Genomic DNA, 23,020 nt, shown 5'->3' with positions numbered 1-23,020 from the left:
CACTCGCGTGCGGATGCCGGGCCTTCGGCGTTCCCCCGACATCTCGTCAAAGTCGCAGCTGTGCAACCAAATGGCGGACGGCTTGGGGTGCGGCCTGACGGGTCGATAGGTTGTGGCGGTCACACCGCCGTCCGCGTGCCCGTCACACGCCAGGAGGCGGCCGCAGCTCAACGCTCGTACCAGGGGGACACCCGAATGACCGCCGACACTCCCCGGGACGCCGCAGTCCCGCCGCTCCCACCGATCTTCCAGCCGCTGCTGCCCGAGGACCCGCGCGAGGTCGGCGGCTACCGCCTGTTCGCCCGGCTGGGCGCGGGCGGAATGGGCCGGGTCTACCTGTCCTACACGCCGGGCGGCCGTCCGGTCGCGCTGAAGGTGGTCCGCCCGGAGTTCGCCGAGGACGTGGAGTTCCGGCGCCGCTTCGCCCAGGAGGTCACCAACGCCCAGCGGATCCACGGGCTGTACACCGCCCAGGTGATCGATTCCGGCGTGGACGCCGACGCCCCCTGGCTGGTCACCGCGTACGTGCCGGGCCCCTCGCTGCAGCAGGTGATCCGCGAGCACGGCGCGCTGCCGGTGCGGACCGTCCTGCTGCTGATGGGCGGCATCGCGGAGGCGCTGCAGGCGATCCACAGCGTCGAGGTGGTGCACCGCGACCTCAAGCCCGCCAACGTGCTGGTGGCCGGCGACGGCCCGCGGGTGATCGACTTCGGCATCGCCCGCGCGGCCGACGCCACCGCGCTGACCGGCACCGGGTTCCGGATCGGATCCCCCGCCTTCATGGCGCCCGAGCAGGCCCAGGGCCGGGCCGTCACCCCGGCCACCGACATCTTCGCGCTGGGCGCGCTGGCCGCGTACGTCGCGGGCGGCATCCCGCCGTTCGGCGAGGGCCCGGAGACGGCGGTGCTGTACCGGGTGGTGCACGAGCCGCCGGAGCTGGACGCCGTCCCGGCCGACCTGCGCGAGCTGCTGCTGCGCTGCCTGGCGAAGAACCCGGAGGACCGCCCGAGGCCCGCCGAGATCATCGAGATCGCCCGCAACCACCCGACGGTCGGCGGCCAGCTGCGGTTCGCCGACGACTGGCTGCCCAAGCAGATCAACACCGAGATCACCCGCCGCTCGGACCTGCCGAAGACGCCGCCGACCCCGCTGCCGGTGCCCCCGGCCACCGCGCCCTCCTTCGGGCCGCCGGCCACCGCGCCGTCCTTCCCCCCGCCGCCGGCCGGCGCGCCGGGCTTCGGGCCGCCCCCGGCGGCGGCGCCGCAGCACCACCAGCAGACGCAGCCCCCGCAGCCCGGCTTCGTGCCGCCGCCGCTAGGCTCGTACGGCGTCCCGCAGCCGGCCAACGAGGCGCCGACCGGGCCGGTGCTGCCCTCGCCGCCCACCATGCAGCTGCACCAGCAGCCCTCGTTCGACACCCCGCCCCCCGGCCCCGTCGTCACGGACGCTGCGCCCGCCGTGCCGGAGCCCCGCCGCAAGGGCGTCTCCTGGAAGGCCCTGCTCGCCGTCGCCCTGGTGATGGCGGTCGGCGGGACGGCCGGCGGGGTGGTGCTGATGAAGAAGCTCGACGACGGCAAGGCCAAGGGCACCGTGGCGGGCGGCGCCACCAACTCGCCGGCAGCCGACCCGAGCACCCCGCAGGCGGCCCCCACCCAGTCCGCCCCCGCCGCCCCGGTGGCCGGCGACAGCCCCTCGCCGTCGAAGGGCACCGGGGCCGGCGCGTCCAAGTCGCCGTCGGCCACCGCGAGCACCCCCCGCGGGGCGGCCGTCTACACCCCCGTCTACCAGGACCGCGAGCTGGGCACCCCGGACTACAACTACGGCTACGACCTGGCCGAGGGCAAGGTGGTGAACTCCTCCGCCAACCCGTCCTGGGAGCTGGAGACCGGCTACTCCTCCTTCTCGTGGAACGGCACCGACGCGTACATCACCCTGGACGCGCAGCTGACGCCGGAGCAGTGCTCGTCCGCCATCGACCGGCAGCCGACCGGCGCGCTGCGCTACGACGCGCTGCCGCCCGGCCGGATCTTCTGCCTGCGCCACCGCGCCAGCGGCAGCATCGTGGTCGCCAAGGTGCTGACCCAGGGCAACTCCAACGGTGCCACCAAGCTCTCGATCACCTACTACCGCAACGACGGCTGACCGGCGGGACCGGGCCGGCGGCAGGCCGGCCCGGTCTATCCTGACCTGGTCGAAAATCCCACCGGACCGGAGCGCACCGTGTACTTCACCGACCGTGGCATCGAGGAGCTGGCAAGCCGGCGTGGCGACGAGGAGGTCACCTTCGAGTGGCTGGCCGAGCGCCTGCGCGAGTTCGTGGACCTCAACCCCGACTTCGAGATCCCGGTCGAGCGGCTGGCCACCTGGCTGGCCCGGCTCGACGACGAGGACGACGAGTAGGCGCCACCGCACCGGCCACGGCCGGACGAGAGGCCCGGGAGGCGATCGCCTCCCGGGCCTCTCGCGTGCCGCGGGGCGCCGGGCCCGCGGCACGGGCCCTCCCGGGGGCTCCCCGATCGGTTCCCGGCCCCGGCCCCGAGCTCCCCCTGAGCCGCCCCCGACCGCTCCCCCGACCCCGTCCCTGAGCCCACCCCGGCTTCCCCGAGGCGTGCTTGACTTCCCCTGCACGCGATATATCGTGTTCAACAAGGGAACGCGATACATCGCGAATCGCAACGGGAGGCGGCACACCATGAGCCAGTGGACGGTCAGCGAACCTGACAGGATCACCATCGACGAGCCGGTCGGCACCCTGCACGTGCGGATCATCGACGGCGCCGTGAACGTCGTCGCCGCCGAGGGCCCCGCCCGGCTGGAGGTCACCGAGCTGGAGGGCGAGCCGCTGCACGTCACCCTGGAGAACGGGGTGCTCACGGTGACCTACAAGAACCTCAACTGGGGCGAGCTCGGCGAGGCCGTGAAGTCCGTCCAGTCCGTCAAGGAGCTCTTCAGCTCACTGCGGAAGAAGCGCCGGGCCGTGGTCTCGCTGGCCGTCCCGGCCGGCTCCGAGGTGAAGATCGGCACCGTCTCGGCGGACAGCACCGTCTCCGGTGTGGCCGGCCACGTCGCCGTGCACGGCGCCAGCGGCGCCACCACCCTGGTCGGCCTCTCCGGCCGCACCGAGGCCAACTCGGTCTCCGGTGACGTCGACGCCCAGTCCGTCTCCGGCGAGCTCAAGGTGAAGACCGTCTCCGGCGGGATCACCGTGGTGGCCGGCACCGCCGACCGCCTCTCCGCCAACTCGGTCAGCGGCGCCGTCACCCTCGACCTGGACGTGGAGACCCCGTCCGACATCAAGGTCAACACGGTCAGCGGCGCGGTCGGCGTCCGGCTGCCCTCGCTCGCCGACGCCAAGGTCGAGGCCGGCACCAACAGCGGCGACGTGTCCAGCACCTTCGAGCAGCTCAAGGTCAACGGCACCTGGGGGGCGAAGAAGCTCTCCGGCCAGCTCGGCGACGGCAAGGGCAGCCTGCAGGTGACCACCGTCTCCGGCGCCGTCACGGTGCTGCACCGCCCCGACACCGAGGACGAGGGCCCGGTCGTCGTCAAGGAGCTCCCGGCGGGCCCCGACCTCACCAAGGAGGCCTGAGATGACCCCCGTCTTCGGCCACGGCCGCCTGCGCCTGTACCTGCTCAAGCTGCTGGACGAGTCGCCCCGGCACGGCTACGAGGTGATCCGCCTGCTGGAGGAGCGCTTCGAGGGCCTGTACGCGCCCTCCGCCGGCACGGTGTACCCCCGGCTCTCGAAGCTGGAGCAGGAGGGCCTGGTCACCCACAGCACCGAGGGCGGCCGCAAGGTCTACCGGCTGACCGACGCCGGCCGGGCCGAGCTGGCGTCCCGCCAGGGCGAGATCGCCGAGCTGGAGGTCGAGATCCGGGACTCGGTGGCGCAGCTGGCCGGCGCGATCCGCGAGGACGTCCGGGACAGCGCCAAGGACCTGCGCGAGGAGCTGTGGGGCGCGGCCAAGCAGGCCCCCCGGGCCGAGCCGTCCGCCGGCGGGGACCCGTGGGCCGGCCCGTGGGGTGACAAGGAGAGCTGGCAGCGGGCCAAGGAGGAGTTCGCCCAGTTCAAGGCGCAGGCCAAGGAGCAGGCCAAGCGCGCCAAGGAGCAGGAGAAGGCCGCCAAGGCGAAGGCGAAGGCCGCCGAGGAGGAGGCCCGCCGGCTGCGCGAGCAGTCCCGGGCGGCCCGCACCGCCGCGCAGCAGGAGGCGCTGCGGATCAAGCGCCGGGTCGAGCAGCAGGTCCGCGAGCACGCCGCGCGCGGGGACTGGCCGACCGGCCTGGCCGAGGGCATCTCGGAGCTGACGAAGGGTCTGGCCGGGCTGGCGGACGCCGCCAGGTGGGGCCATCCGGCCGCCGACGCCCCGGCGGGCGGCCCGGCGGCGGGCGAGGAGATCCGGGTCACCCGGATCGACCTCGACAAGGAGGACGCCGACGGCGGGTCCGCGACGGCTCCGGCCGACCTCCCCGGCTGGACGGCGACCGACCCCGCCGGCGATCCGGCCCGCGAGCTGGAGCGGCTGCTCGACCGGTTCCGCGACCAGGTCAGGGACGCCGCCCGGGACAGCGGTGTGACGGCGGCCCAGCTGGAGGGCTCCCGCGGCGCGCTGGCGGCCGCCGCCGAGCGGCTGCGGAGGCTGCTGGGCTGACCGCCCGCGGCACCGGGCCCGGCACTCCCCTCGGGGTGCCGGGCCCGCCGTCCTTCACGGCGTCAGGGCCGGGGAACGTCGGCGCATCGGCGCTTCACGGCGTCAGGACGATCTTGCCGAAGACGTCGCCCTTGGCGAGCCGGGCGAAGCCCTCCCGGGCGTCGGCCAGCGGCAGCACCGAGTCGATCACGGGCCGGACGCCGGAGTTGGCGCAGAGCGCCAGCAGCCCGGCCAGTTCCTCCTTGCTGCCCATGGTGGAGCCGACCACCTTGAGCTCCAGGAAGAAGATCCGGTTGAGCTCGGCGGCCTTGGGGCTGGCCCCCGAGGTGGCCCCCGAGATGACGATCGTCCCGCCGGGGCGCAGCGACTTGACGGAGTGCGACCAGGTGGCGGCGCCGACCGTCTCCATCACGGCGTCCACCCGCTCGGGCAGCCTGGCCCCGCTCTCGAACGCCGCGTCGGCTCCCAGTTCGACCGCCCGGGCGCGCTTGGCCTCGTCCCGGCCGGTGACCCAGACCCGCAGCCCGGCGGCCTTGCCGAGCACCACCAGGGCGGTCGAGACGCCGCCGCCGGCACCCTGCACCAGCACGGTGTCGCCGGGGCGCACCCCCGCGTTGGTGAAGAGCATCCGGTACGCCGTCAGCCAGGCGGTGGGCAGGCAGGCCGCCTCGGCGAAGGAGAGTTCGGCGGGCTTGGGCAGCAGGTTCCAGGTGGGAACGGCCACCTTCTGCGCGAAGGTGCCCTGGTAGCGCTCGGTCAGGATGGAGCGGGGTTCGGCCGGTCCGACGCCGTGGCCGCTCTGGCCGATCACGGAGTGGATGACCACCTCGTTGCCGTCCTCGTCGACACCGGCGGCGTCGCAGCCGAGGATCATCGGCAGCCGCTCGGCGGGCAGGCCGACCCCGCGCAGCGACCAGAGGTCGTGGTGGTTGAGGGTGGCGGCACGGACCGTCACCACGCTCCAGCCGGGCCGGGCCTGCGGCTCGGGGAGTTCGCCGACCTCCAGTCCGCTCAGCGGGTCGTCGGCATCGATACGTGCGGCGTAGGCAGCGAACATGCCACGGACGATAGCGCCGGACGGCCGAGGCCCGGAACCACGCGACGGTGTGACCTCCACCGCGTGTCCCGGGCCCTCGAAAGCTGCTACCGGCGCTGCCGGCCGTCGGCCGGACCTGCCAGGACGCGGCCTAGCGGCGGGCGACGCCCTCGCGCCGGGCGGCCTCGGCCACCGCCTTGGTGACGGCCGGGGCGACCCGCTCGTCGAACGGCGACGGGATGACCTTCTGCGCCGTCAGCTCGTCGGCGACCACGCCGGCCAGCGCCTGGGCGGCGGCCAGCTTCATGCCCTCGGTGATCCGGGTGGCCCGCACCTGGAGCGCGCCGGCGAAGATGCCGGGGAAGGCCAGCACGTTGTTGATCTGGTTCGGGAAGTCGCTGCGGCCGGTGGCGACCACGGCGGCGTACTTGTGCGCGACCTCCGGGTGGATCTCCGGGGTGGGGTTGGCCATCGCGAAGATGAAGCAGCCCTTCGCCATGGTGGCGACGGCCTCCTCCGGCACGGTGCCGCCGGAGACGCCGATGAAGACGTCCGCGCCGTTCAGGGCGTCGGCGAGGGAGCCCTTGAGGCCGGCCTTGTTGGTGACGGCGGCGATCTCGGCCTTGACGTCGGTCAGGTCGCCCCGGCCGTCGTACACCACGCCGCGGCGGTCGCAGACGGAGACGTCGCCGATGCCGGCGGCCACCAGCATCTTGGCGATGGCGATGCCGGCCGCGCCGGCGCCGGAGATGACGGCCCGCAGCTCGCCGATCTCGCGGCCGGTCACCTTGGCGGCGTTCCACAGGGCGGCGGTGGAGACGATCGCGGTGCCGTGCTGGTCGTCGTGGAAGATCGGGATGTCCAGGGCGTCCTGGAGCCGGCGCTCGATCTCGAAGCAGCGGGGTGCCGAGATGTCCTCCAGGTTGACGCCGCCGAAGGAGGGCGCCATCCGGACCACGGTCTCGACGATCTCGTCCACGTCGGTGCAGGCCAGCGCGATCGGCACGGCGTCGACGCCGCCGAACTGCTTGAACAGGATCGCCTTGCCCTCCATCACGGGGAGCGAGGCCTCGGGACCGATGTCGCCGAGCCCGAGCACCGCGGTGCCGTCGGTGACGACCGCGACCACGTTGGACTTCCAGGTGTAGTCGTTGACCAGCTCGGGCTGCTCCGCGATGGCGGTGCAGACCCGGGCGACACCCGGGGTGTAGGCGAGGGACAGATCGTCCGCGTCGCGCACCGGCACCGTTGCCCGGACCTCCATCTTGCCGCCGCGGTGGAGCGCGAAAACGGCGTCGACGGGGTCGACGGTGTCCTGGGTGTTGGGGTGGATGATCTCCGCTGCCACGATGACCTCTTCGTCATTGATCAGCGAGAGCGCGGTCCGACGGGCGGTCGACCCCGTCCAGGGAAACTGGAAACCGGGTACGCCGAAGCGGACCCGGATCGGGGTCGGGGCGCTGCCGTCGGGCGGCGCCCTCGGGGTGAGGGTTTTTGGGTCTGGTTGTCTGCGCTGTGCTTCCGGGCCGAGCGTAGGTCGGACGAAGGCATCGCACCTATGCCTTTTTGTCCTCGTCACGTGCTCTTCATCCCATTGCCGGTCACTTGACAGGCCAGGTTTCGGAAGTACCCGGCCCGGCGGCGGCAAGGAGGAAGGAACACGCACACCCGTGGGAGTGAACGCAGACACGGAGGGGAGCCGGTGTTCGGGATACGGAGCCGGCGTTCCCGGCTTCCGTTCCTTCGCACCCCGGGCCTGTCGCGGCCCGGCGGCCTGTGTTCGGGGTCGGGGGTCACCCGATAGCAGATTCTGACACACCCGCCGCCCGGCGCATCAGGGCGGGATGGGAGGATCCCCCTTTCTGGTCACTTCCGCGCCCTCGCGGACGCCGGTCGCACCACCTCGCCCCCCAGAGGAGCACCACCTTGCACCACCTCCCTTGCCTGCTCCCCGGCCGCCGGGCCCTGCCGGCCGCCGCCGCCCTCACCACCGCCTCCGCCCTGCTGCTCACCGGTTGCGGCGGCCAGGAGGCCTCGAAGGACCCCGCCGACGTGGTCAAGGCGGCCGTCCCCAAGGCGCAGCGCACCGCCGGGGTGCTGCGGATCGGCTCCGACCTGAACTACGCGCCGGTGGAGTTCCGCGGCGCGGACGGCAAGCCGGACGGCCTCGACCCCGACCTGGCCAACGCCCTGGGGAAGGCCCTCGGCCTGCGGGTCGAGATCGTCGACACGCCGTTCGACAAGCTGATACCGGGCCTCAACGGCAGGCAGTTCGACGTGGCGATGTCCGCGATCAGCGACACGCCCCAGCGCCGTGACGCGCTCGGCGAGGACGGCAAGCCGACCGGTCAGCCGGGCGTGGACTTCGTGGACTACTTCATCGCCGGCACCTCGATCATCGTGCAGAAGGGCAACCCGAAGGGGATCCGGACGCTGGACGACATCTGCGGCCGCACGGTCGCGCTGCAGCGGGGCACCACCCAGGACGAGATCATCGGCCGCCAGGTCGCCGCCTGCAGCCGGCAGGGCAAGCCGCTGCAGGTCCACCGCTTCGACAGCGACAGCCAGGCCCTCGCCGAGGTGGCGGCCGGCACGGCGGTGGCCGGTTTCAACGACTTCCCGGTGGCGGCGTACGCGGCCAAGACCACCGACGACGGGAACCGCTTCGAGGTGACGGGCTCGCAGTCGCAGTCCAGCCCGTACGGGATCGCGGTGAACAAGAGCGACACGGCCCTGCGCGACGCGGTGGCGAAGGGGCTGGACCAGCTGATCCGCAGCGGCGAGTACGACAAGATCCTCGCGAAGTGGAACGTCAGCGCGGGCGCCGCCCAGGCGGCGGCGATCAACGGGGGGCTGTGACCCGGGGTCACGCGGGGTGACGAAGGGCGTCGGCGATCCGGCCGCGCGGGGGGCTGTGCAGCGGGCGCGGGCGGGTCGCCGGGCCGGGCGCGAACAGATCTGCATACTTATACACAGGGTGACAGGGACGCGGTATTCGTCCGAATAGCGGACACCAAGACCCCTCGTTATCCGATTTTGATCTGGATGAGGGCATTCTGGCGGTCATCTGATGACAGGATTCCCATCAACTCGGATCGAGCCGGCCACTGGTCGAGGCGGTTCGGTCGACGTCCACCTCGGCGGAGGGTGGCGGATCAGTACCCGGCACCACCTGCAGACCTTGAGCACCACCGGCTCGGCCCGTACGACGAGCGCAGCCCGTACAGCGCAGTACGGACAGCCGGCCCACGGTGTGCCGTACCCCCGACGGCGCACTCCGCCCGACCTCTCCATCAGGAGGAGACCCCCCTCATGACCGCTCGTACCCCGCGCACCCGCCTTCTCGCGGCCTGCGCCGTCCTCGCCTCCGCCACGCTCGCCCTGACCGCCTGCGGCAGCAGCGGCGACTCCACCTCGGGCTCCGGCTCCACCGGTGCGAGCGCGGGCGCCACGGTCAAGGCCGTCACGGCCGACCCCGCCCTGGCGGCACTCGTCCCGGCCGACATCAAGTCGGGCGGCAAGCTGGTCGTCGGTTCCGACGCCTCCTACGCCCCGAACGAGTTCCAGGACGACAAGGGCACCATCGTCGGCATGGACGTCGACCTGGCCAACGCCATCGCCGCGAAGCTCGGCCTCAAGGCCGAGGTCCAGAACGCCGGCTTCACCGCGATCATCCCGGGCATCGGCGCGAACAAGTACCAGCTCGGCATGAGCTCCTTCACGGACACCAAGGAGCGCGAGCAGACCGTCGACATGGTCACCTACTTCACCGCGGGCACCGCCTCCGCGGTCAAGAAGGGCAACCCGGACAAGATCTCCGCCGACGACCTCTGCGGCAAGAAGATCGCCGTCCAGACCGGCACCACCCAGGCCGACGCGATCGTCGACGTCATCAACCCGGCGTGCGTGAAGGCCGGCAAGCCGACCGTCCCGAACGACGGCGACAAGTTCGACCTGCAGACGGACGTCACCAACGCCGTGGTCTCCGGCCGCGACCAGGTCATGATGGCGGACTCCCCGGTCATCGACTACGCCCTCAAGCAGACCGGCGGCCAGCTGGAGAAGCTCGGTGCCACCACCGACTCCGCGCCGTACGGCATCGCGCTCGCCAAGGGCTCCGCGCTGACCCCGGCCGTCCAGAAGGCCGTCCAGGCGCTGATGGACGACGGCACGTACAAGGAGATCCTGCAGAAGTGGGGTGTCGACGCCGGTGCGATCGACAAGGCTCAGCTCAACGGCGCCACCAGCTGACCCTCGCCGTCCTCGTTCCACGCGACCCCCCCTCTGAGGCCACAAAGTGAACTCTCTCCACAAGGGGCCGGCTGCCCCGGGACGGCCTGATGTCATCAAGGCCGTCCCGGTCCGCCACCCCGGACGCTGGGTCGGAGCCGCAGTCATCCTGCTGCTCACGGCCATGCTGATCCACGCCGTCGTGACCGTCCCCGCCTTCAAGTGGGATCTCGTCGGGCACTACCTCTTCGACGACCGCATCCTGCACGGCCTGGTGGTCACGCTGGAGCTGACCGCGCTCGCCATGATCATGGGCGTGATCGGCGGCATCCTGCTCGCGGTGATGCGGCTCTCGCCGAACCCGCTGCTCTCCGGCACGGCCTGGGTCTACATCTGGGTGTTCCGCGGGACACCCGTGCTGGTCCAGCTGGTGTTCTGGAACTTCCTCGGCGTGCTCTGGGCCAAGCTCTCGATCGGCATCCCGTTCGGCCCGGCCTTCTGGTCGGAGCAGACCAACGTCCTGATCCCGACCTTCGTCGCCGCGCTGCTGGGCCTCGGCCTGAACGAGGCCGCGTACATGGCGGAGATCGTCCGCGGCGGCATCCAGTCGGTGGACGAGGGGCAGCTGGAGGCGTCCCAGGCGCTGGGAATGAACCGGTTCGACGCGATGCGCCGGATCATCCTGCCGCAGGCCATGCGAGTGATCATCCCGCCGACCGGCAACGAGACCATCTCGATGCTGAAGACCACCTCCCTGGTCAGCGTCATCGCCCTGGAGGAGCTCTTCCGGGCCGGTCAGAACATCTACTCGCGCAACTTCCAGAGCATCCCGCTGCTGATCGTGGTCAGCCTCTGGTACCTGTTCCTCACCTCGATCCTCACCGTGGGCCAGTACTACATCGAGCGGCACTACGCCCGCGGCTCCAACCGCTCGCTGCCGCCGACCCCGCTGCAGCGCTTGAGCGGCCTGTTCAAGGGCATCAAGTCCACACCGGCACCGAAGCCCGCCGACGCGGCACCCCACGGCGGCGGCGGCGAAGGAGGCGGTCTGTGATGGCCGATCTGACGAAGACCCCCGCCGAGGGCGGTCCGGCCGGCCCGATGGTCAGGGCCGAGTCCGTGCACAAGTCCTACGGCCTGGTCGAGGTGCTCAAGGGCATCGACCTGGAGGTCAAGCAGGGCGAGGTGTTCTGCCTGGTCGGCCCGTCCGGCTCGGGCAAGTCGACCTTCCTGCGGTGCATCAACCACCTGGAGAAGGTCAACGGCGGTCGCCTCTGGGTGGACGGCGAGCTGGTGGGCTACCGCCAGAAGGGCGACAAGCTCTACGAGCTCAAGGACCGCGAGGTCGCCATGAAGCGCCGGGACATCGGCATGGTCTTCCAGCGCTTCAACCTCTTCCCGCACATGACCGCGATCGAGAACGTCATCGAGGCGCCGGTCCAGGTCAAGGGCGAGAGCAAGGGCGACGCCCGGGAGCGGGCGATGGCCCTGCTGGAGCGGGTCGGACTGGCCGACAAGGCCAAGAACTACCCGTCCCAGCTCTCCGGCGGACAGCAGCAGCGGGTGGCGATCGCCCGCGCGCTGGCGATGAAGCCGAAGCTGATGCTCTTCGACGAGCCCACCTCCGCGCTCGACCCCGAGCTGGTCGGCGACGTCCTGGACGTCATGCGCGGCCTGGCCGAGGAGGGCATGACGATGATCGTCGTGACCCACGAGATGGGCTTCGCCCGCGAGGTCGGCGACGCGCTGGTGTTCATGGACGGCGGCGTGGTCGTCGAGTCCGGCAACCCGCGCGAGGTGCTCACCAACCCGCAGCACGAGCGGACCAGGGCGTTCCTCTCCAAGGTGCTCTGACCCCCGCGCCGGAGCAGCGCCTCCGGTCCGGGCGGGTCCGGCGCCCGGCAGGTCCCATCCTGCCGGGCGCCGCCGCGTTTCCCCCCAAAAGTAATAGGCTGGAGCCAGCTCACCCGTTACCGGCCCTGGAAGGACCACCGTGGAGCTCGCCTCGTACGCCGACTTCGCCGTCCGGCTCGTCAACAGCGAGCAGCCCTGGCGCGGCACCGACCAGCTGACGTCGGTGGACGCCGTACGGAGCCTGTTCGGCAGCCCGTCCCGGGCCGCCTCGCTCGCCGACGAGTCCGACCTGCCCCGGCTGCGGGCCGCCCGGACCAGGCTGCGCGGGGTCTTCGAGGCCGCCGCCGAGGGCGACGAGGTACGCGGCGTCGACCTGCTGAACAGCCTGATGATCGAGTACCCGGTCAGCCCGCTGGTCTCCGGTCACGACTACCTCGACGAGAACGGCCGCCCGCGCTGGCACCTGCACCTCGCCGACAACGCGCCCACCGCCGCCGCCAACTACACCGCGGTGGCCTGCATGGGCCTGGCCATCCACCTGACCGAGCTCGGCGCCGACCGGCTCGGCATCTGCCAGGCCGCCCCCTGCCGCAACGCCTACCTGGACACCTCGACCAACCGCTCGCGCCGCTACTGCTCCGACCGCTGCGCCACCCGCGCCAATGTCGCCGCGTACCGGGCCCGCAAGCGCCAGGAGGCCCTGGAGGCTACGGCCGCCCAGGCCTGAGCCGGCCGGGCCGGAGCGCCGGGGCGGGCGCGACGGTCACGGTTCCGGGCTGAGCCAGACCCCCAGCCGCCGGGCCAGCCCCGGCACCCGGGCCAGCGGCCCTGCCAGCAGCGCCCGCTCCAGCCACCGCGACGGCGCCAGCCAGGCCGGTCCGGGACGCACCCTCAGCAGCACCCGGCCGAGCACCAACTCGTCCGGCACCGCGCCGAACTGACGGCTGTCGCTGTCCACCGGCCGGTTGTCCGAGAGCAGCCACCAGCCGCCCCCGCGCCGCCCGTCCGCGCGCTTCACCAGGCGCAGGTCCTGCTGCAGCGGGTGCCGGAACAGCACCACCGCGCCCGGCCTGATCCGCGCCCCGTACCGGACCACCACCAGGTCGCCGTCGTGCAGCGTCGGCACCATCGACGGCCCCGCGACGTCGACCACGCCGAACGGCAGCAGACCGCCGCCGGGCACACCGCCCGTCGGCTCCTCCATCGGGCCCACGCCTACCTCCTCCGGTTGACCGCGTCCAGTGTCCCGCACCGGACGTCGCCCGCCCGTGTCCGAAATCAACCGGTTCAGGCTCCGCCTTTGGCCCTAGGCCCCCGGGGCCACCGCGAAAGCCGCCGTCCGGCGGGGTAATCTCAGCCGCGGGAAGACGATCTAAGGAAGGACTCCCATGTTCTCTCGTCTGTTTGCACCTCGCGCCACCGCCCAGGCCCACTGCGACCTGCCCTGCGGCGTCTACGACCCGGCCCAGGCCCGGATCGAGGCCGAGTCCGTCAAGGCCACGCAGGAGAAGTACCAGGCCAACGAGGACTCGCACTTCCGCGCTCGCGCCATCATCATCAAGGAGCAGCGCGCCGAGGCCGTCAAGCACCACATCTCGGTGCTCTGGAGCGACTACTTCAAGGCCCCGCACTTCGAGAAGTACCCGCAGCTGCACCAGCTCATCAACGACACCCTGAAGGCCGCCTCGGCCACCAAGGCGTCGACGGACCCGGCCACCGGCCAGGCCCTGCTCGACCTCATCGCCGAGGTCGACAAGATCTTCTGGGAGACCAAGCAGGCCTGACGCCTGATCGGACCCCGCGCCACGACGCCCCCCGCTCGCCCGACGAGCGGGGGGCGTCGCGCTGCCCGTCGCCGGATGCCCGTGGCCGGGCGGCGCCGGTGCGGCGGGCCGGACCTGAGCCGGACACACATGACGTCCGGTCAGTCTCCCCGCCGCGGCGCCGCCCTGCCGTCCGGCGGCATGCGGGTGGCCCGCTCCCCCGGCCCACTCCCCCGGCCCACTCCCCCGGCCCGCTCGGGGGCCGGCGCCCCTCCGGCCCGGGGCGGCGGCCCCCGAGCGGGAGGCGCCCGCTCCGGCGGCCGGCGGGCCCGGTCCGGCCCGCCGGAGGCCTCGCCGACCCGACTCGGGGCGGGCCCGACGTGTCGCGGGAGGGACGTGTCGCGGGCCCGAGGCCGTCGGCCCGCACGGCCCGCCGGGTCCTCGGCCGGGCGCCCCGTCCGTGCACGGTGGGGCCCGGTCGAAGGCCCGGGCGTAGGCTCGTTGGTATCACCGGATTCAACCGGAGGAGGGACATCATGGGCACCACGGCGGCACCGACCGCCTTCGACACCGGAGCGCTCCGCGAGGGCATCGAGCACCGGGACGCGGACACGCTGCTCGCGCTGTACGCGGACGACGCCGAGCTCCGCATGGTCGACCACAAGACCCAGCCGAGCCACCCCCTGGTCATGCACGGCCGCTCGGAGATCAGTGCGATGCTGGCCGACGTCTACGGCCGGGAGATGACCCACAAGCTGGAGCAGGTCGTGGTCCAGGGCGACCACGTGGCCTTCATGGAGTCCTGCCTGTACCCGGACGGGGTCAGGGTGCTCTGCACCTCGGTCGCCGACCTCAGGGACGGCCGGATCGTCGACCAGACGTCCATCCAGGCCTGGGACGAGCAGGAGTGAGCCGCCCGCCGGCCCCGCCGGATCGGCACATCCCGCCCGGCCGGCACTTTGAGTACCCTCGACAACATGATCCGTACCGCCGCCATAACCGATGTCCCGGTCATCCACGCCATGATCCGCGAGCTCGCGGACTACGAGAAGGCGCTGCACGAGGCGCAGGCGACCGAGGAGCAACTGCGTGAGGCGCTGTTCGGCGCGAACCCGGCACTGTTCGGCCTGATCGCCGAGGACGACAGCACCGGCGAGCCGGTCGGCTTCGCCCTGTGGTTCCTCAACTTCTCCACCTGGCGCGGCACCCACGGCATCTACCTGGAGGACCTGTACGTCAGCCCGGCCTCCCGGGGCGGCGGCCACGGCAAGGCCCTGCTGCTGGAGCTGGCCCGGATCGCGGTGGAGCGCGGCTACTCGCGGGTGGAGTGGTCGGTGCTCGACTGGAACGAGCCGTCGATCAACTTCTACAAGTCGCTCGGCGCGGTGCCGATGGACGGCTGGACCGTCTACCGGCTGACCGACGAGGCCCTGGCGGAGGCCGGCCGCCGCTGACCGGCCGCCGCCGGTCCGCCCGAAAGCCGGTGGCGCCGACCCCTGCCACCCTGCGTCGCGAGGGCTTACCATGAGTGACCCTTGGTTCCGGAGTCGCTCGTTCCCGTGACGACGGTCAAGGATCGCGACATCCGCCCACTGATCGCGGTAACGTCTCGGGCGGATGCGCGGCGTCCGGCCACCCCTACCGGGGTATGAACCGGTACGTACCGCACCACCCCTCTGGACAGTTGGGGCGAAGCAGTTGAGCCAAGCAACAGACAGTGCCGCGGCCTCGGGGCCGGAAGCACAGCGCGTCACCCAGGAGGTGAGGGTGTCCCAGATCGACGGCGAGCCCGGAGTGAAGGACTTCGTGGAAGTCCGGCTGCCCGCGGCGGGGGCCTACCTCTCGGTGCTGCGAACAGCAACGGCGGGCCTCGCGGCCCGGCTGGACTTCACCCTGGACGAGATCGAGGATCTCCGGATCGCGGTGGACGAGGCCTGCGCCATCCTGCTCCAGCAGGCGGTGCCGGGTTCGGTCCTCTCCTGCGAGTTCCGGCTGGTCGGCGACTCGCTCAGGGTCACCGTCTCGGCGCCGACCACCGACGGCCGGGCCCCCGAGCGGGACACCTTCGCCTGGACGGTGCTCTCCGCACTGGCCGGCGAGGTGGACTCCTCGGTCGCCGACGACAGGACAGTGTCGATCAGCCTGCACAAGAAGCGCGGTGGATCCCCGGCCCAGCCGTAGCGGCGCCGCGCGCGAGCGCGGCGCACGACGCACCACCGAGCAAGGGCCGTACGCCCGGCGCCGCACCCGGGCCGCGCGTACGGCTCCCGGTACCGCCCATCGCGGTACGACCAACGAGATGACTCCGGGGCCGCGACCGCGGCTCCGGCGCTCCCGGAACGGAACGGGGGAATGGCCGTGAGTGATCTGGACCGTACGGGTACCGACCGGCGAACGGCCGGCTCCGCCGAAGCGGCTGCCGACGCCGTCGCGCAGGCCCGCGCCCTCGCGACGGCCGGACGGGCCGTACCGCCCCAGGCGAGCGTTCCCGGCCTCGCCGCCCACGACGACGCGCACCCGAAGGACGCCCACCGGATGAGCCAGCCGACCGAGCCGACGTCCGATCCGTCGACGCCGCCGCCGTCGACCGAGCCCGCGGCCGAGCCGTCGGCCGAAACGGCGGCCGCGCTGCCGGACGAGGACACCACGGACGTCCCGGACGCCGAGGCGGCCGAGGCGGCCGGCACCGCGGTGCGCGCCGCCGTGCCGGCGCAGCCCACCCCGCACCGGTCCGGGGCCCCGGACCGGGAGGCCGCCCGGGCGCTGTTCGTGCGGCTCTCCGCCCTGCCCGAGGGCTCGGCCGAGCGGGTGGAACTGCGCAACCAGCTGGTCCGGATGCACATCCCGCTGGTGGAGCACCTGGCCCGGCGCTTCCGCAACCGCGGCGAGCCGCTGGACGACCTCACCCAGGTCGCCACCATCGGCCTGATCAAGTCGGTGGACCGCTTCGACCACGAGCGCGGGGTGGAGTTCTCCACCTACGCGACGCCGACCATCGTGGGCGAGATCAAGCGGCACTTCCGCGACAAGGGCTGGGCCGTCCGGGTCCCGCGCCGGCTGCAGGAGCTGCGGCTGTCGCTGACCACGGCGACCAGCGAGCTCTCCCAGCGGCACGGACGCTCCCCCACGGTGCACGAGCTGGCGGAGCACCTGGGGATCTCCGAGGAGGACGTGCTGGAGGGCCTGGAGTCCGCCAACGCGTACAGCACGCTCTCGCTGGACGTCCCGGACAGCGACGACGAGTCGCCGGCCGTGGCGGACACCCTGGGGACGACCGACGAGGCGCTGGAGGGCGTCGAGTACCGGGAGTCGCTCAAGCCGCTGCTGGCCCAACTCCCGCCCCGCGAGCAGAAGATCCTCGTCCTGCGGTTCTTCAGGAACATGACGCAGTCGCAGATCGCCACCGAGGTCGGCATCTCCCAGATGCACGTCTCCCGGCTGCTCGCCCGGACCCTGGCGCAACTGCGGGAGAAGCTCCTCGTCGAGGAGTAGCGCCCCGCGGACGCCGAACGCCGGCACACCCTCGGGTGTGCCGGCGTTCGGCGTCTCCCGCCCCGCTGCCGGCCCTCGCCGGGCCGCTCAGGCCTCGCGCGGCGGGTACAGCACGGCGGTCACCGTCGGGTTCAGCAGCGCGCCGATGCCGACGATCCCGAACAGCGCCACGAGCACCGCCAGCACCGCCATCACGCCGCCGCTCTGCCACATGTAGTAGGCCACCGGCAGGCAGATCGAACTGGTCAGCACCGCCGGGCTCCGGCCCCAGCTGCGGAGCTTCAGCAGACCGCGGGCGGCGAGCAGCGGCATCGCGCCGAGCAGCAGGATGACGAAGCCGCCGAACACGCTCAGCCCCCGGTCGATCGGGTCCCCGACCAGCGCGGCGATCATGTCGTAGCCGCCCCAGACGACCAGGGCCGCGCCCTGGAGCGCGGCGATCGCCGCGCCGACGATCAGCGAGGTGGGGCGGGTGGCGGTGGCGGGCGTCCGGCCGGCGGTTTCTGCGGTCACTCAAGCAGGGTAGCCGCCGCCCTCCGGGTACCGACCCGTAGGCTGGGCCCATGCGCGCTCTCCTGGTCGTGAATCCGAAGGCGACCACCACCAGTGCCCGCACCAGGGACGTCCTCACCCATGCGCTGCGCAGCGACCTCAAGCTGGAGGTCGCCCACACCCAGTACCGCGGGCACGCCCGCGACCTGGCCCGGCAGGCGGCGGACGACGGCGCGGTGGACCTCGTGGTGGCCCTGGGCGGCGACGGCACGGTCAACGAGGTGGTGAACGGCCTCCTGGCGCACGGCCCCGGCGAGCGGGTGCCGCGGCTCGCGGTGGTTCCCGGCGGCAGCACCAACGTGTTCGCCCGCGCGCTCGGGCTGCCCAACCACCCGGTGGAGGCCACCGGGGTGCTGCTGGACGCCCTGGACCAGCGCCGGGAGCGCCCGGTCGGTCTGGGCAAGGCGATGACCGAGGGCCTGCCGGACCGCTGGTTCACCTTCACCGCGGGCCTGGGCTTCGACGCCGGCGTGGTGGGCCGGGTGGAGGAGCAGCGCAGGGCGGGGCGCAAGTCCACCCACGCGCTCTACGTCGGGCAGGCACTGCGGCACTACGTCACCGAGCGTGAACACCGCCGGGCGGGCCAGGTGACCCTTGAGATTCCGGGCCGGGCGCCGACCCCGGGCCTGGTGCTGACCATAGTCAGCAACACCTCGCCGTGGACCTTCCTCGGGAATCGTCCGGTGTATCCCTCCCCGCTCGCTTCCTTCGACACGGACTTGGACGTTTTCGGCATCACCCGGATGACGGCGTTCGGAACCGCTCGAACGGTCCGTCAGATCCTGCGGTCACACACGCCTTCGAAGGACGACGCGCAGGCGGCGGGGCCGCTGGGCAAACACGCCATCTCCTATCACGACGTCCGGCACTTCACCTTGGTTTCACAGGAACCGGCCCCGTTTCAGGTCGACGGGGACCACCTTGGAGACAGGAGTCGCGTCAGTTTCACAGGCGTTCGGCGGGCACTGCGTGTGATTGTGTGACCAGAAGAGGGTTTCGCCCTTCTTCTCGAACGCACAAGCCCCCTTCACTCCATAGAAGTACGGGCTGTGAGCTAGGCGACACCGAAGAATCAAAAATTCCTGCTCGAAGGGGGTTGTATCCGGGCCCGAGGTTTGCGAACCTCTACATGGCGATCGGGACGCATCGCAGCGGCAACAACGTCAGAGCCTGACGGACGTGGCCGGGGCGCTTCCCCTGAATCACCCGAACCCCACCCCAGCACAGACCACCCGGGCCCGATGGGCCTTTGGTCCCTTTTGCTGTTGAGGGATTCGTGAAAGCGTTCACATTCACAAGCCCATCGATTGCGCCGGCCGGGCCACCGCCTGCCGGCAGGAGGAGTTGGACGACCATGGACTGGCGCCACCGCGCTGTCTGCCGCGAAGAGGACCCGGAGCTTTTCTTCCCGATCGGGAACACCGGTCCTGCTCTGCTGCAGATCGAGGAAGCCAAGGCCGTGTGCCGCCGCTGTCCCGTAATGGAGCAGTGCCTGCAGTGGGCTCTTGAGACCGGCCAGGACGCCGGCGTCTGGGGCGGTATGAGCGAGGACGAGCGTCGCGCGATGAAGCGCCGCGCTGCCCGCAACCGCGCCCGCACCGCCTGATCGAAGCACCAACAGCCGTCGGGTCACCCGGCGGCCGCACGACCCGATCAACCCATGATCAAGGGCTTCCCTGCCTCTTCTGGCGAAGCCTTCCGCATGAGGGGCCGCACTCCGGTGAGGTTCCGCGACGCCGAGCGGCCCAGGTACTTGATACTGCTCACTGAGAGCAATATTGTGGGCCTAGGGCGCTCACCGTGCGCAACGCGTCGGTGAACGTCGCATCACCCAGAGCCCCCGTTCCGGCCGACTCCCCCCGACGGCCGGAACGGGTTGAGAGGCCCTGTCGACCCACCCCCCCCCGGTCGACAGGGCCTCGTTTTTGTCTCTGCGATGCCCCGCCCAGGCGCCCACCGGCCACGAGGGGCGCCCGCGGCAGTTGCGCGCGCCCCCAACTTCCCTGCCCCGGACCGCCGTTCACCCCCCCCCGGGGGAGAAGTCGCGGCCGGCCGGTCAGCGGACCGGGATCTCCAGCACCACCTTCGTGCCGCCGTCCGGCGCCGCCACCATGTCGAAGGTGCCGCCCAGCTCGCCGGTCGCCAGCGTCCGGACGATCTGCAGGCCCAGGTTGCCCGCCTGCTGCGGGTCGAACCCCTCGGGCATCCCCCGACCGTCGTCCTGCACCGTGATCAGCAGGTACTCCTCCGGCTTCGCCCCGCCGTTCCAGCTGTCCGACCAGCCCATCCCGGTGGCCGGCGCCCGCCCGCGCAGGGCGCTCACCTCCAGGTTCCCGGCGTCCTTGCCGCCGAAGGCGTGCTCCAGCGCGTTCTGCAGCAGCTCGGTCAGCACCATCGCCAGCGGCGTCGCCACCTCGGCGGACAGGATGCCGAAGCTGCCGCTGCGGCGGGTCGCGACCCGGCCGTCCTGGGACAGCTCCATGACCATCGCCAGCACCCGGTCGGCGATCTCGTCGAAGGCGACCTGCTCGTCCAGCGTCTGCGACAGCGTCTCGTGCACGATCGCGATCGAACCGACCCGGCGCACCGCCTCGTCCAGCGCGGCCCGCCCGGCGTCCGAGTCCATCCGGCGGGACTGCAGCCGCAGCAGCGCCGCGACCGTCTGCAGGTTGTTCTTCACCCGGTGGTGGATCTCCCGGATGGTGGCGTCCTTGGTCATCAGCTCGCGGTCGCGCCGGCGCAGCTCGGTGACGTCCCGGGCCAGCACCAGCGAGCCGGTGAGCACCCCCTTGGGCTTGAGCGGGATGGCCCGCAGGGTCACCACTCCCCCCTGCGCCTCCACCTCGGTCTGCCGGGGCGCCCACCCGCTGGCCAGCTTCACCAGCGCCTCGTGCACCGCGCCGCGCGAGGGCGGCGCCAGCTCGGCGGTGCTGCGACCCAGGTGACTGCCCACCAGGTCGGTGGTCAGTCCGAGCCGGTGGTACGCCGAGAGCGCGTTGGGGCTGGCGTAGGTGACGATGCCGTCCGCGTCCAGCCTGATCAGGCCGTCGCCGACCCGGGGCGCCGCGTCCATGTCGGTCTGCTCCACGCCCGGGTAGGGGAAGGAGCCGGCCGCGATCATCTGGGCAAGGTCCGAGGCGCTCTGCAGGTAGGTGAGCTCCAGCCGGCTGGGCGTGCGGACGGTCAGCAGGTTGGTGTTGCGGGCGATCACCCCCAGCACCTTGCCCTCGCGCCGGACGGGGATCGACTCGACCCGCACCGGCACCTCCTCGCGCCACTCCGGGTCGCCCTCGCGGACGATCCGGCCCTCGTCGAAGGCGGCGTCCAGCAGCGGGCGCCGGCCGCGCGGCACCAGGTGGCCGACCATGTCGTCCTGGTACGACGTCGGGCCGGTGTTGGGCCGCATCTGGGCCACCGAGACGTACCGGATGCCGTCCCAGGTGGGGATCCAGAGCACCAGGTCGGCGAAGGAGAGGTCGGAGAGCAGCTGCCACTCCGAGACCAGCATGTGGAGCCACTCCACATCGGCACCGGTCAGGGTGGTGTGGCGGCGGACGAGTTCATTCAGCGAGGGCACAGGGCCGAGCGTAGTCGCAGCGCGGCCGCCGGGCCCTGCCGGAGGCCCCCACCGGGTTGTCCAGACCAATTCGGGCCGGGCCCTGGACAAGCCAGATTGGTCTAGTCCACAATGAAGAAGCACCAAGGAGAGGCCCCCGCGCAAACTGCCCTGACCGCGCGCGGCCGCTCCTCGGTCGGACATCGCCGAGCGAGGACCCCGCACAGTTCTCGGTCGAAACCGGCGTCCGACGACAGCTCCGGGCTGCGGTGCCGCATGGGTTGAGGGTCCCGTGTCGGCGCCGTGGCCCGTAGTGCTTTTCCCCTCAGGTCGCCAGGCGTCCGACGACAGCTCCGGGCCGCGGTGCCATGGGCCCCACCTCGTCGCCGGCGGGCGAGGAGGGAGGGTTGAGGGTCCCGTGTCGGCGCCGTGGCCCGTAGTGCTTTTCCCCTCAGGTCGCCAGGCGTCCGACGACAGCTCCGGGCCGCGGTGCCATGGGCCCCACCTCGTCGCCGGCGGGCGAGGAGGGAGGGTTGAGGGTCCCGTGTCGGCGCCGTGGCCCGTAGTGCTTTTCCCCTCAGGTCGCCAGGCGTCCGACGACAGCTCCGGGCCGCGGTGCCATGGGCCCCACCTCGTCGCCGGCGGGCGAGGAGGGAGGGTTGAGGGTCCCGTGTCGGCGCCGTGGCCCGTAGTGCTTCCCCGGCACCCGAGCAGCACCCCCGTCATGCCGAAGCGCCCGTCCACAGGCTGTGGACGGGCGCTTCGTCGTGCTGCCGGGCGTCAGTGGGTCTCGGTGACCTTCGCCAGGGCGCGCGGGGCGTCCGGGTCCTGCCCGCGGGCGATGGTGACCTCGTAGGCCAGCAGCTGCAGCGGCAGGATCTCCAGGATCGTCTGGACCTCCTCGGGCACGCCGGCCGGCAGCGCGAAGCCCGCGGAGGCGGCGTCGACCTGGTTCTGCTGGCCGATCACCACCAGGTCCGCACCCCGGCCGCGCAGGCGGTCCAGGACGGGTTGCAGGGCCTCCCCGCCCTTGCCGTCCGGCACGATCGCGATGACCGGGGAGACGTTGTCCACCATCGCCAGCGGGCCGTGCAGGAGGTCCGCCCCGGAGAACGGCGAGGCCGGGATGTAGGTGGTCTCCATCAGCTTGAGGGCCGCCTCGCGGGCCGTCGGGTAGCCGTAGCCCCGCGAGGTGATGACCAGGCGCTGGGCGAACCGGTAGCGCTCGGCCAGCGCCTTGATCTCGGCCTGCCGGGCCAGGATGCCGGCGGCCAGGCCCGGCAGCGCCTTGGCGGCCGAGCCGTCCCCGCCGCGCAGGCCCTCGACCAGCAGGTAGAGCGCGAGCAGCTCGGCGGTGTAGGTCTTGGTGGCCGGCAGCGCCTTCTCCGGGCCGGCCAGCACGTCGATGTGGAACTCGGAGACCTCGGCGAGCGGGGACGCGGCGTTGTTGGTCACGGCCAGCGTGATGGCGCCGGCCTCGCGGGCCGCCTTCGTGGAGGCGACCAGGTCGGGCGAGCCGCCGGACTGGCTGACGGTGACGACCAGGACGTCGGTGAGGTCCGGCTTGGCGCCGTAGGCGGTGGTGGTGGACATCGAGGTGAGGCCGGCGGGCTTGCCCAGCAGGATCTCGATCAGGTACTTCGCGTACAGCGCCGCGTTGTCGGACGTGCCGCGGGCGGTCAGCAGGACGAAGCGCGGGTTGCGGGACGCGATCTCGGCGGCGATCTCCCGGATCTTGGGGGCGCCCTCGTCGAGGATGCGTTGCAGGACGGCCGGCTGCTCGGCCATCTCCGCCGCCATGATCCGGCCGGGGACGGCTGAGAGGGTCTGCGGGTCGGACATCTGGATGCCTCCGATGAGATGGTTCAACCCCTGCGGGCGGCTGCCC

22 protein-coding genes are annotated in these 23,020 nt (G+C 72.2%); 16 read left to right on the top strand and 6 right to left on the bottom strand.

The features are described from left to right. The first annotated feature begins 195 nt into the window (after positions 1 to 195). The 4 genes from J2S46_RS25690 (at position 196) to J2S46_RS25675 (ending at position 4,649) form a co-directional block, all read left to right on the top strand. Positions 196 to 2,142, top strand: a complete 1,947-nt coding sequence (locus J2S46_RS25690) for a serine/threonine-protein kinase (RefSeq protein ID WP_191289462.1) — start codon at positions 196 to 198, stop codon at positions 2,140 to 2,142. A 78-nt stretch (positions 2,143 to 2,220) separates the two neighbouring features. Further along, the gene (locus J2S46_RS25685) at positions 2,221 to 2,400 is read left to right on the top strand and encodes a DUF6104 family protein (protein ID WP_073926358.1); all 180 of its coding nucleotides are present in this window, start codon (positions 2,221 to 2,223) and stop codon (positions 2,398 to 2,400) included. A 292-nt stretch (positions 2,401 to 2,692) separates the two neighbouring features. Next, complete coding sequence (locus J2S46_RS25680; protein WP_073926170.1) at positions 2,693 to 3,589, top strand: DUF4097 family beta strand repeat-containing protein; 897 nt, start codon at positions 2,693 to 2,695, stop codon at positions 3,587 to 3,589. 1 nt (position 3,590) lies between these two features. Continuing rightward, positions 3,591 to 4,649: a PadR family transcriptional regulator gene (locus J2S46_RS25675; protein ID WP_191289461.1), complete on the top strand. Its 1,059-nt coding sequence runs from the start codon at positions 3,591 to 3,593 to the stop codon at positions 4,647 to 4,649. Between the two features lie 94 nt (positions 4,650 to 4,743). On the opposite strand, the gene J2S46_RS25670 is transcribed toward J2S46_RS25675, so the two are convergent. Then, positions 4,744 to 5,706, bottom strand: a complete 963-nt coding sequence (locus J2S46_RS25670; RefSeq protein WP_191289460.1) for a zinc-binding dehydrogenase — start codon at positions 5,704 to 5,706, stop codon at positions 4,744 to 4,746. 130 nt (positions 5,707 to 5,836) lie between these two features. Beyond that, a complete protein-coding gene (locus J2S46_RS25665; protein ID WP_191289459.1) occupies positions 5,837 to 7,033 on the bottom strand; it encodes an NAD(P)-dependent malic enzyme in 1,197 nt (398 codons plus the stop codon). A 578-nt stretch (positions 7,034 to 7,611) separates the two neighbouring features. Here J2S46_RS25665 and J2S46_RS25660 point away from each other — a divergent pair. The 5 genes from J2S46_RS25660 (at position 7,612) to J2S46_RS25640 (ending at position 12,496) form a co-directional block, all read left to right on the top strand. Further along, positions 7,612 to 8,544 carry an ABC transporter substrate-binding protein gene (locus tag J2S46_RS25660; protein ID WP_191289458.1) on the top strand — a complete coding sequence of 311 codons (933 nt, stop codon included), beginning with the start codon at positions 7,612 to 7,614 and terminating at the stop codon, positions 8,542 to 8,544. Positions 8,545 to 8,997: 453 nt separating this feature from the next. Beyond that, the gene (locus J2S46_RS25655; protein WP_073926175.1) at positions 8,998 to 9,936 is read left to right on the top strand and encodes an ABC transporter substrate-binding protein; all 939 of its coding nucleotides are present in this window, start codon (positions 8,998 to 9,000) and stop codon (positions 9,934 to 9,936) included. Positions 9,937 to 10,099: 163 nt separating this feature from the next. Then, positions 10,100 to 10,969 (top strand): amino acid ABC transporter permease, encoded by an 870-nt coding sequence (locus J2S46_RS25650; RefSeq protein WP_191289593.1) that lies wholly within the window; start codon positions 10,100 to 10,102, stop codon positions 10,967 to 10,969. After that, complete coding sequence (locus J2S46_RS25645; RefSeq protein WP_370882243.1) at positions 10,969 to 11,769, top strand: amino acid ABC transporter ATP-binding protein; 801 nt, start codon at positions 10,969 to 10,971, stop codon at positions 11,767 to 11,769. Before J2S46_RS25650 ends, J2S46_RS25645 begins: the two co-directional genes overlap by 1 nt. A 139-nt stretch (positions 11,770 to 11,908) precedes the next feature. Further along, positions 11,909 to 12,496 carry a CGNR zinc finger domain-containing protein gene (locus J2S46_RS25640; protein WP_073926178.1) on the top strand — a complete coding sequence of 196 codons (588 nt, stop codon included), beginning with the start codon at positions 11,909 to 11,911 and terminating at the stop codon, positions 12,494 to 12,496. A 36-nt stretch (positions 12,497 to 12,532) separates the two neighbouring features. Here J2S46_RS25640 and sodX read toward each other — a convergent pair whose 3' ends face one another. Beyond that, positions 12,533 to 12,973 (bottom strand): nickel-type superoxide dismutase maturation protease, encoded by a 441-nt coding sequence (gene sodX, locus J2S46_RS25635; protein WP_191289591.1) that lies wholly within the window; start codon positions 12,971 to 12,973, stop codon positions 12,533 to 12,535. A gap of 184 nt (positions 12,974 to 13,157) precedes the next feature. Here sodX and sodN point away from each other — a divergent pair, with 184 nt between their 5' ends. From sodN to J2S46_RS25610, 5 genes are all read left to right on the top strand, one after another. Next, on the top strand, positions 13,158 to 13,553 hold the full coding sequence (gene sodN, locus J2S46_RS25630) for a superoxide dismutase, Ni (RefSeq protein WP_191289457.1): 396 nt from the start codon (positions 13,158 to 13,160) through the stop codon (positions 13,551 to 13,553). A 515-nt stretch (positions 13,554 to 14,068) separates the two neighbouring features. After that, positions 14,069 to 14,443: a nuclear transport factor 2 family protein gene (locus J2S46_RS25625; protein ID WP_191289456.1), complete on the top strand. Its 375-nt coding sequence runs from the start codon at positions 14,069 to 14,071 to the stop codon at positions 14,441 to 14,443. Positions 14,444 to 14,509: 66 nt separating this feature from the next. Beyond that, on the top strand, positions 14,510 to 14,986 hold the full coding sequence (locus J2S46_RS25620; RefSeq protein ID WP_190209467.1) for a GNAT family N-acetyltransferase: 477 nt from the start codon (positions 14,510 to 14,512) through the stop codon (positions 14,984 to 14,986). 313 nt (positions 14,987 to 15,299) lie between these two features. Further along, positions 15,300 to 15,713, top strand: coding sequence for an ATP-binding protein (locus J2S46_RS25615; RefSeq protein ID WP_190209468.1), 414 nt, complete (start codon positions 15,300 to 15,302; stop codon positions 15,711 to 15,713). 177 nt (positions 15,714 to 15,890) lie between these two features. Continuing rightward, a complete protein-coding gene (locus J2S46_RS25610) occupies positions 15,891 to 17,024 on the top strand; it encodes an RNA polymerase sigma factor SigF (protein WP_370882242.1) in 1,134 nt (377 codons plus the stop codon). A gap of 87 nt (positions 17,025 to 17,111) precedes the next feature. On the opposite strand, the gene J2S46_RS25605 is transcribed toward J2S46_RS25610, so the two are convergent. Next, positions 17,112 to 17,537, bottom strand: a complete 426-nt coding sequence (locus J2S46_RS25605; RefSeq protein WP_191289454.1) for a hypothetical protein — start codon at positions 17,535 to 17,537, stop codon at positions 17,112 to 17,114. A 50-nt stretch (positions 17,538 to 17,587) separates the two neighbouring features. Between J2S46_RS25605 and J2S46_RS25600 the strand changes: the two genes are divergently transcribed. Together J2S46_RS25600 and J2S46_RS25595 are read left to right on the top strand one after the other, a co-directional pair. Further along, positions 17,588 to 18,559 (top strand): diacylglycerol/lipid kinase family protein, encoded by a 972-nt coding sequence (locus J2S46_RS25600; protein ID WP_073926185.1) that lies wholly within the window; start codon positions 17,588 to 17,590, stop codon positions 18,557 to 18,559. Between the two features lie 371 nt (positions 18,560 to 18,930). Further along, complete coding sequence (locus J2S46_RS25595) at positions 18,931 to 19,182, top strand: WhiB family transcriptional regulator (protein ID WP_014138019.1); 252 nt, start codon at positions 18,931 to 18,933, stop codon at positions 19,180 to 19,182. 450 nt (positions 19,183 to 19,632) lie between these two features. On the opposite strand, the gene J2S46_RS25590 is transcribed toward J2S46_RS25595, so the two are convergent. Further along, entirely contained in the window at positions 19,633 to 21,153 is a 1,521-nt protein-coding gene (locus tag J2S46_RS25590) for a sensor histidine kinase (protein WP_073926186.1), read from the bottom strand. A gap of 759 nt (positions 21,154 to 21,912) precedes the next feature. Then, on the bottom strand, positions 21,913 to 22,974 hold the full coding sequence (locus J2S46_RS25585) for an SIS domain-containing protein (RefSeq protein ID WP_191289453.1): 1,062 nt from the start codon (positions 22,972 to 22,974) through the stop codon (positions 21,913 to 21,915). Between the last annotated feature and the right edge of the window lie 46 nt (positions 22,975 to 23,020).

The sequence above is a fragment of the Kitasatospora herbaricolor genome (assembly GCF_030813695.1).
Lineage (GTDB): Bacteria > Actinomycetota > Actinomycetes > Streptomycetales > Streptomycetaceae > Kitasatospora > Kitasatospora herbaricolor.
This window is presented reverse-complemented; position numbering and strand designations above follow the sequence as displayed.

What these genes read in the sequence shown, in the direction of transcription:
- J2S46_RS25690 (WP_191289462.1), top strand. Translation starts at nt 196, where the DNA reads ATGACCGCCGACACTCCCCGGGACGCCGCAGTCCCGCCGCTCCCACCG.
- J2S46_RS25680 (WP_073926170.1), top strand. Translation starts at nt 2,693, where the DNA reads ATGAGCCAGTGGACGGTCAGCGAACCTGACAGGATCACCATCGACGAG.
- J2S46_RS25675 (WP_191289461.1), top strand. Translation starts at nt 3,591, where the DNA reads ATGACCCCCGTCTTCGGCCACGGCCGCCTGCGCCTGTACCTGCTCAAG.
- J2S46_RS25670 (WP_191289460.1), bottom strand. Translation starts at nt 5,706, where the DNA reads ATGTTCGCTGCCTACGCCGCACGTATCGATGCCGACGACCCGCTGAGC.
- J2S46_RS25655 (WP_073926175.1), top strand. Translation starts at nt 8,998, where the DNA reads ATGACCGCTCGTACCCCGCGCACCCGCCTTCTCGCGGCCTGCGCCGTC.
- J2S46_RS25650 (WP_191289593.1), top strand. Translation starts at nt 10,100, where the DNA reads ATGCTGATCCACGCCGTCGTGACCGTCCCCGCCTTCAAGTGGGATCTC.
- J2S46_RS25645 (WP_370882243.1), top strand. Translation starts at nt 10,969, where the DNA reads ATGGCCGATCTGACGAAGACCCCCGCCGAGGGCGGTCCGGCCGGCCCG.
- sodX (WP_191289591.1), bottom strand. Translation starts at nt 12,973, where the DNA reads ATGGAGGAGCCGACGGGCGGTGTGCCCGGCGGCGGTCTGCTGCCGTTC.
- sodN (WP_191289457.1), top strand. Translation starts at nt 13,158, where the DNA reads ATGTTCTCTCGTCTGTTTGCACCTCGCGCCACCGCCCAGGCCCACTGC.
- J2S46_RS25625 (WP_191289456.1), top strand. Translation starts at nt 14,069, where the DNA reads ATGGGCACCACGGCGGCACCGACCGCCTTCGACACCGGAGCGCTCCGC.
- J2S46_RS25620 (WP_190209467.1), top strand. Translation starts at nt 14,510, where the DNA reads ATGATCCGTACCGCCGCCATAACCGATGTCCCGGTCATCCACGCCATG.
- J2S46_RS25600 (WP_073926185.1), top strand. Translation starts at nt 17,588, where the DNA reads ATGCGCGCTCTCCTGGTCGTGAATCCGAAGGCGACCACCACCAGTGCC.
- J2S46_RS25595 (WP_014138019.1), top strand. Translation starts at nt 18,931, where the DNA reads ATGGACTGGCGCCACCGCGCTGTCTGCCGCGAAGAGGACCCGGAGCTT.
- J2S46_RS25585 (WP_191289453.1), bottom strand. Translation starts at nt 22,974, where the DNA reads ATGTCCGACCCGCAGACCCTCTCAGCCGTCCCCGGCCGGATCATGGCG.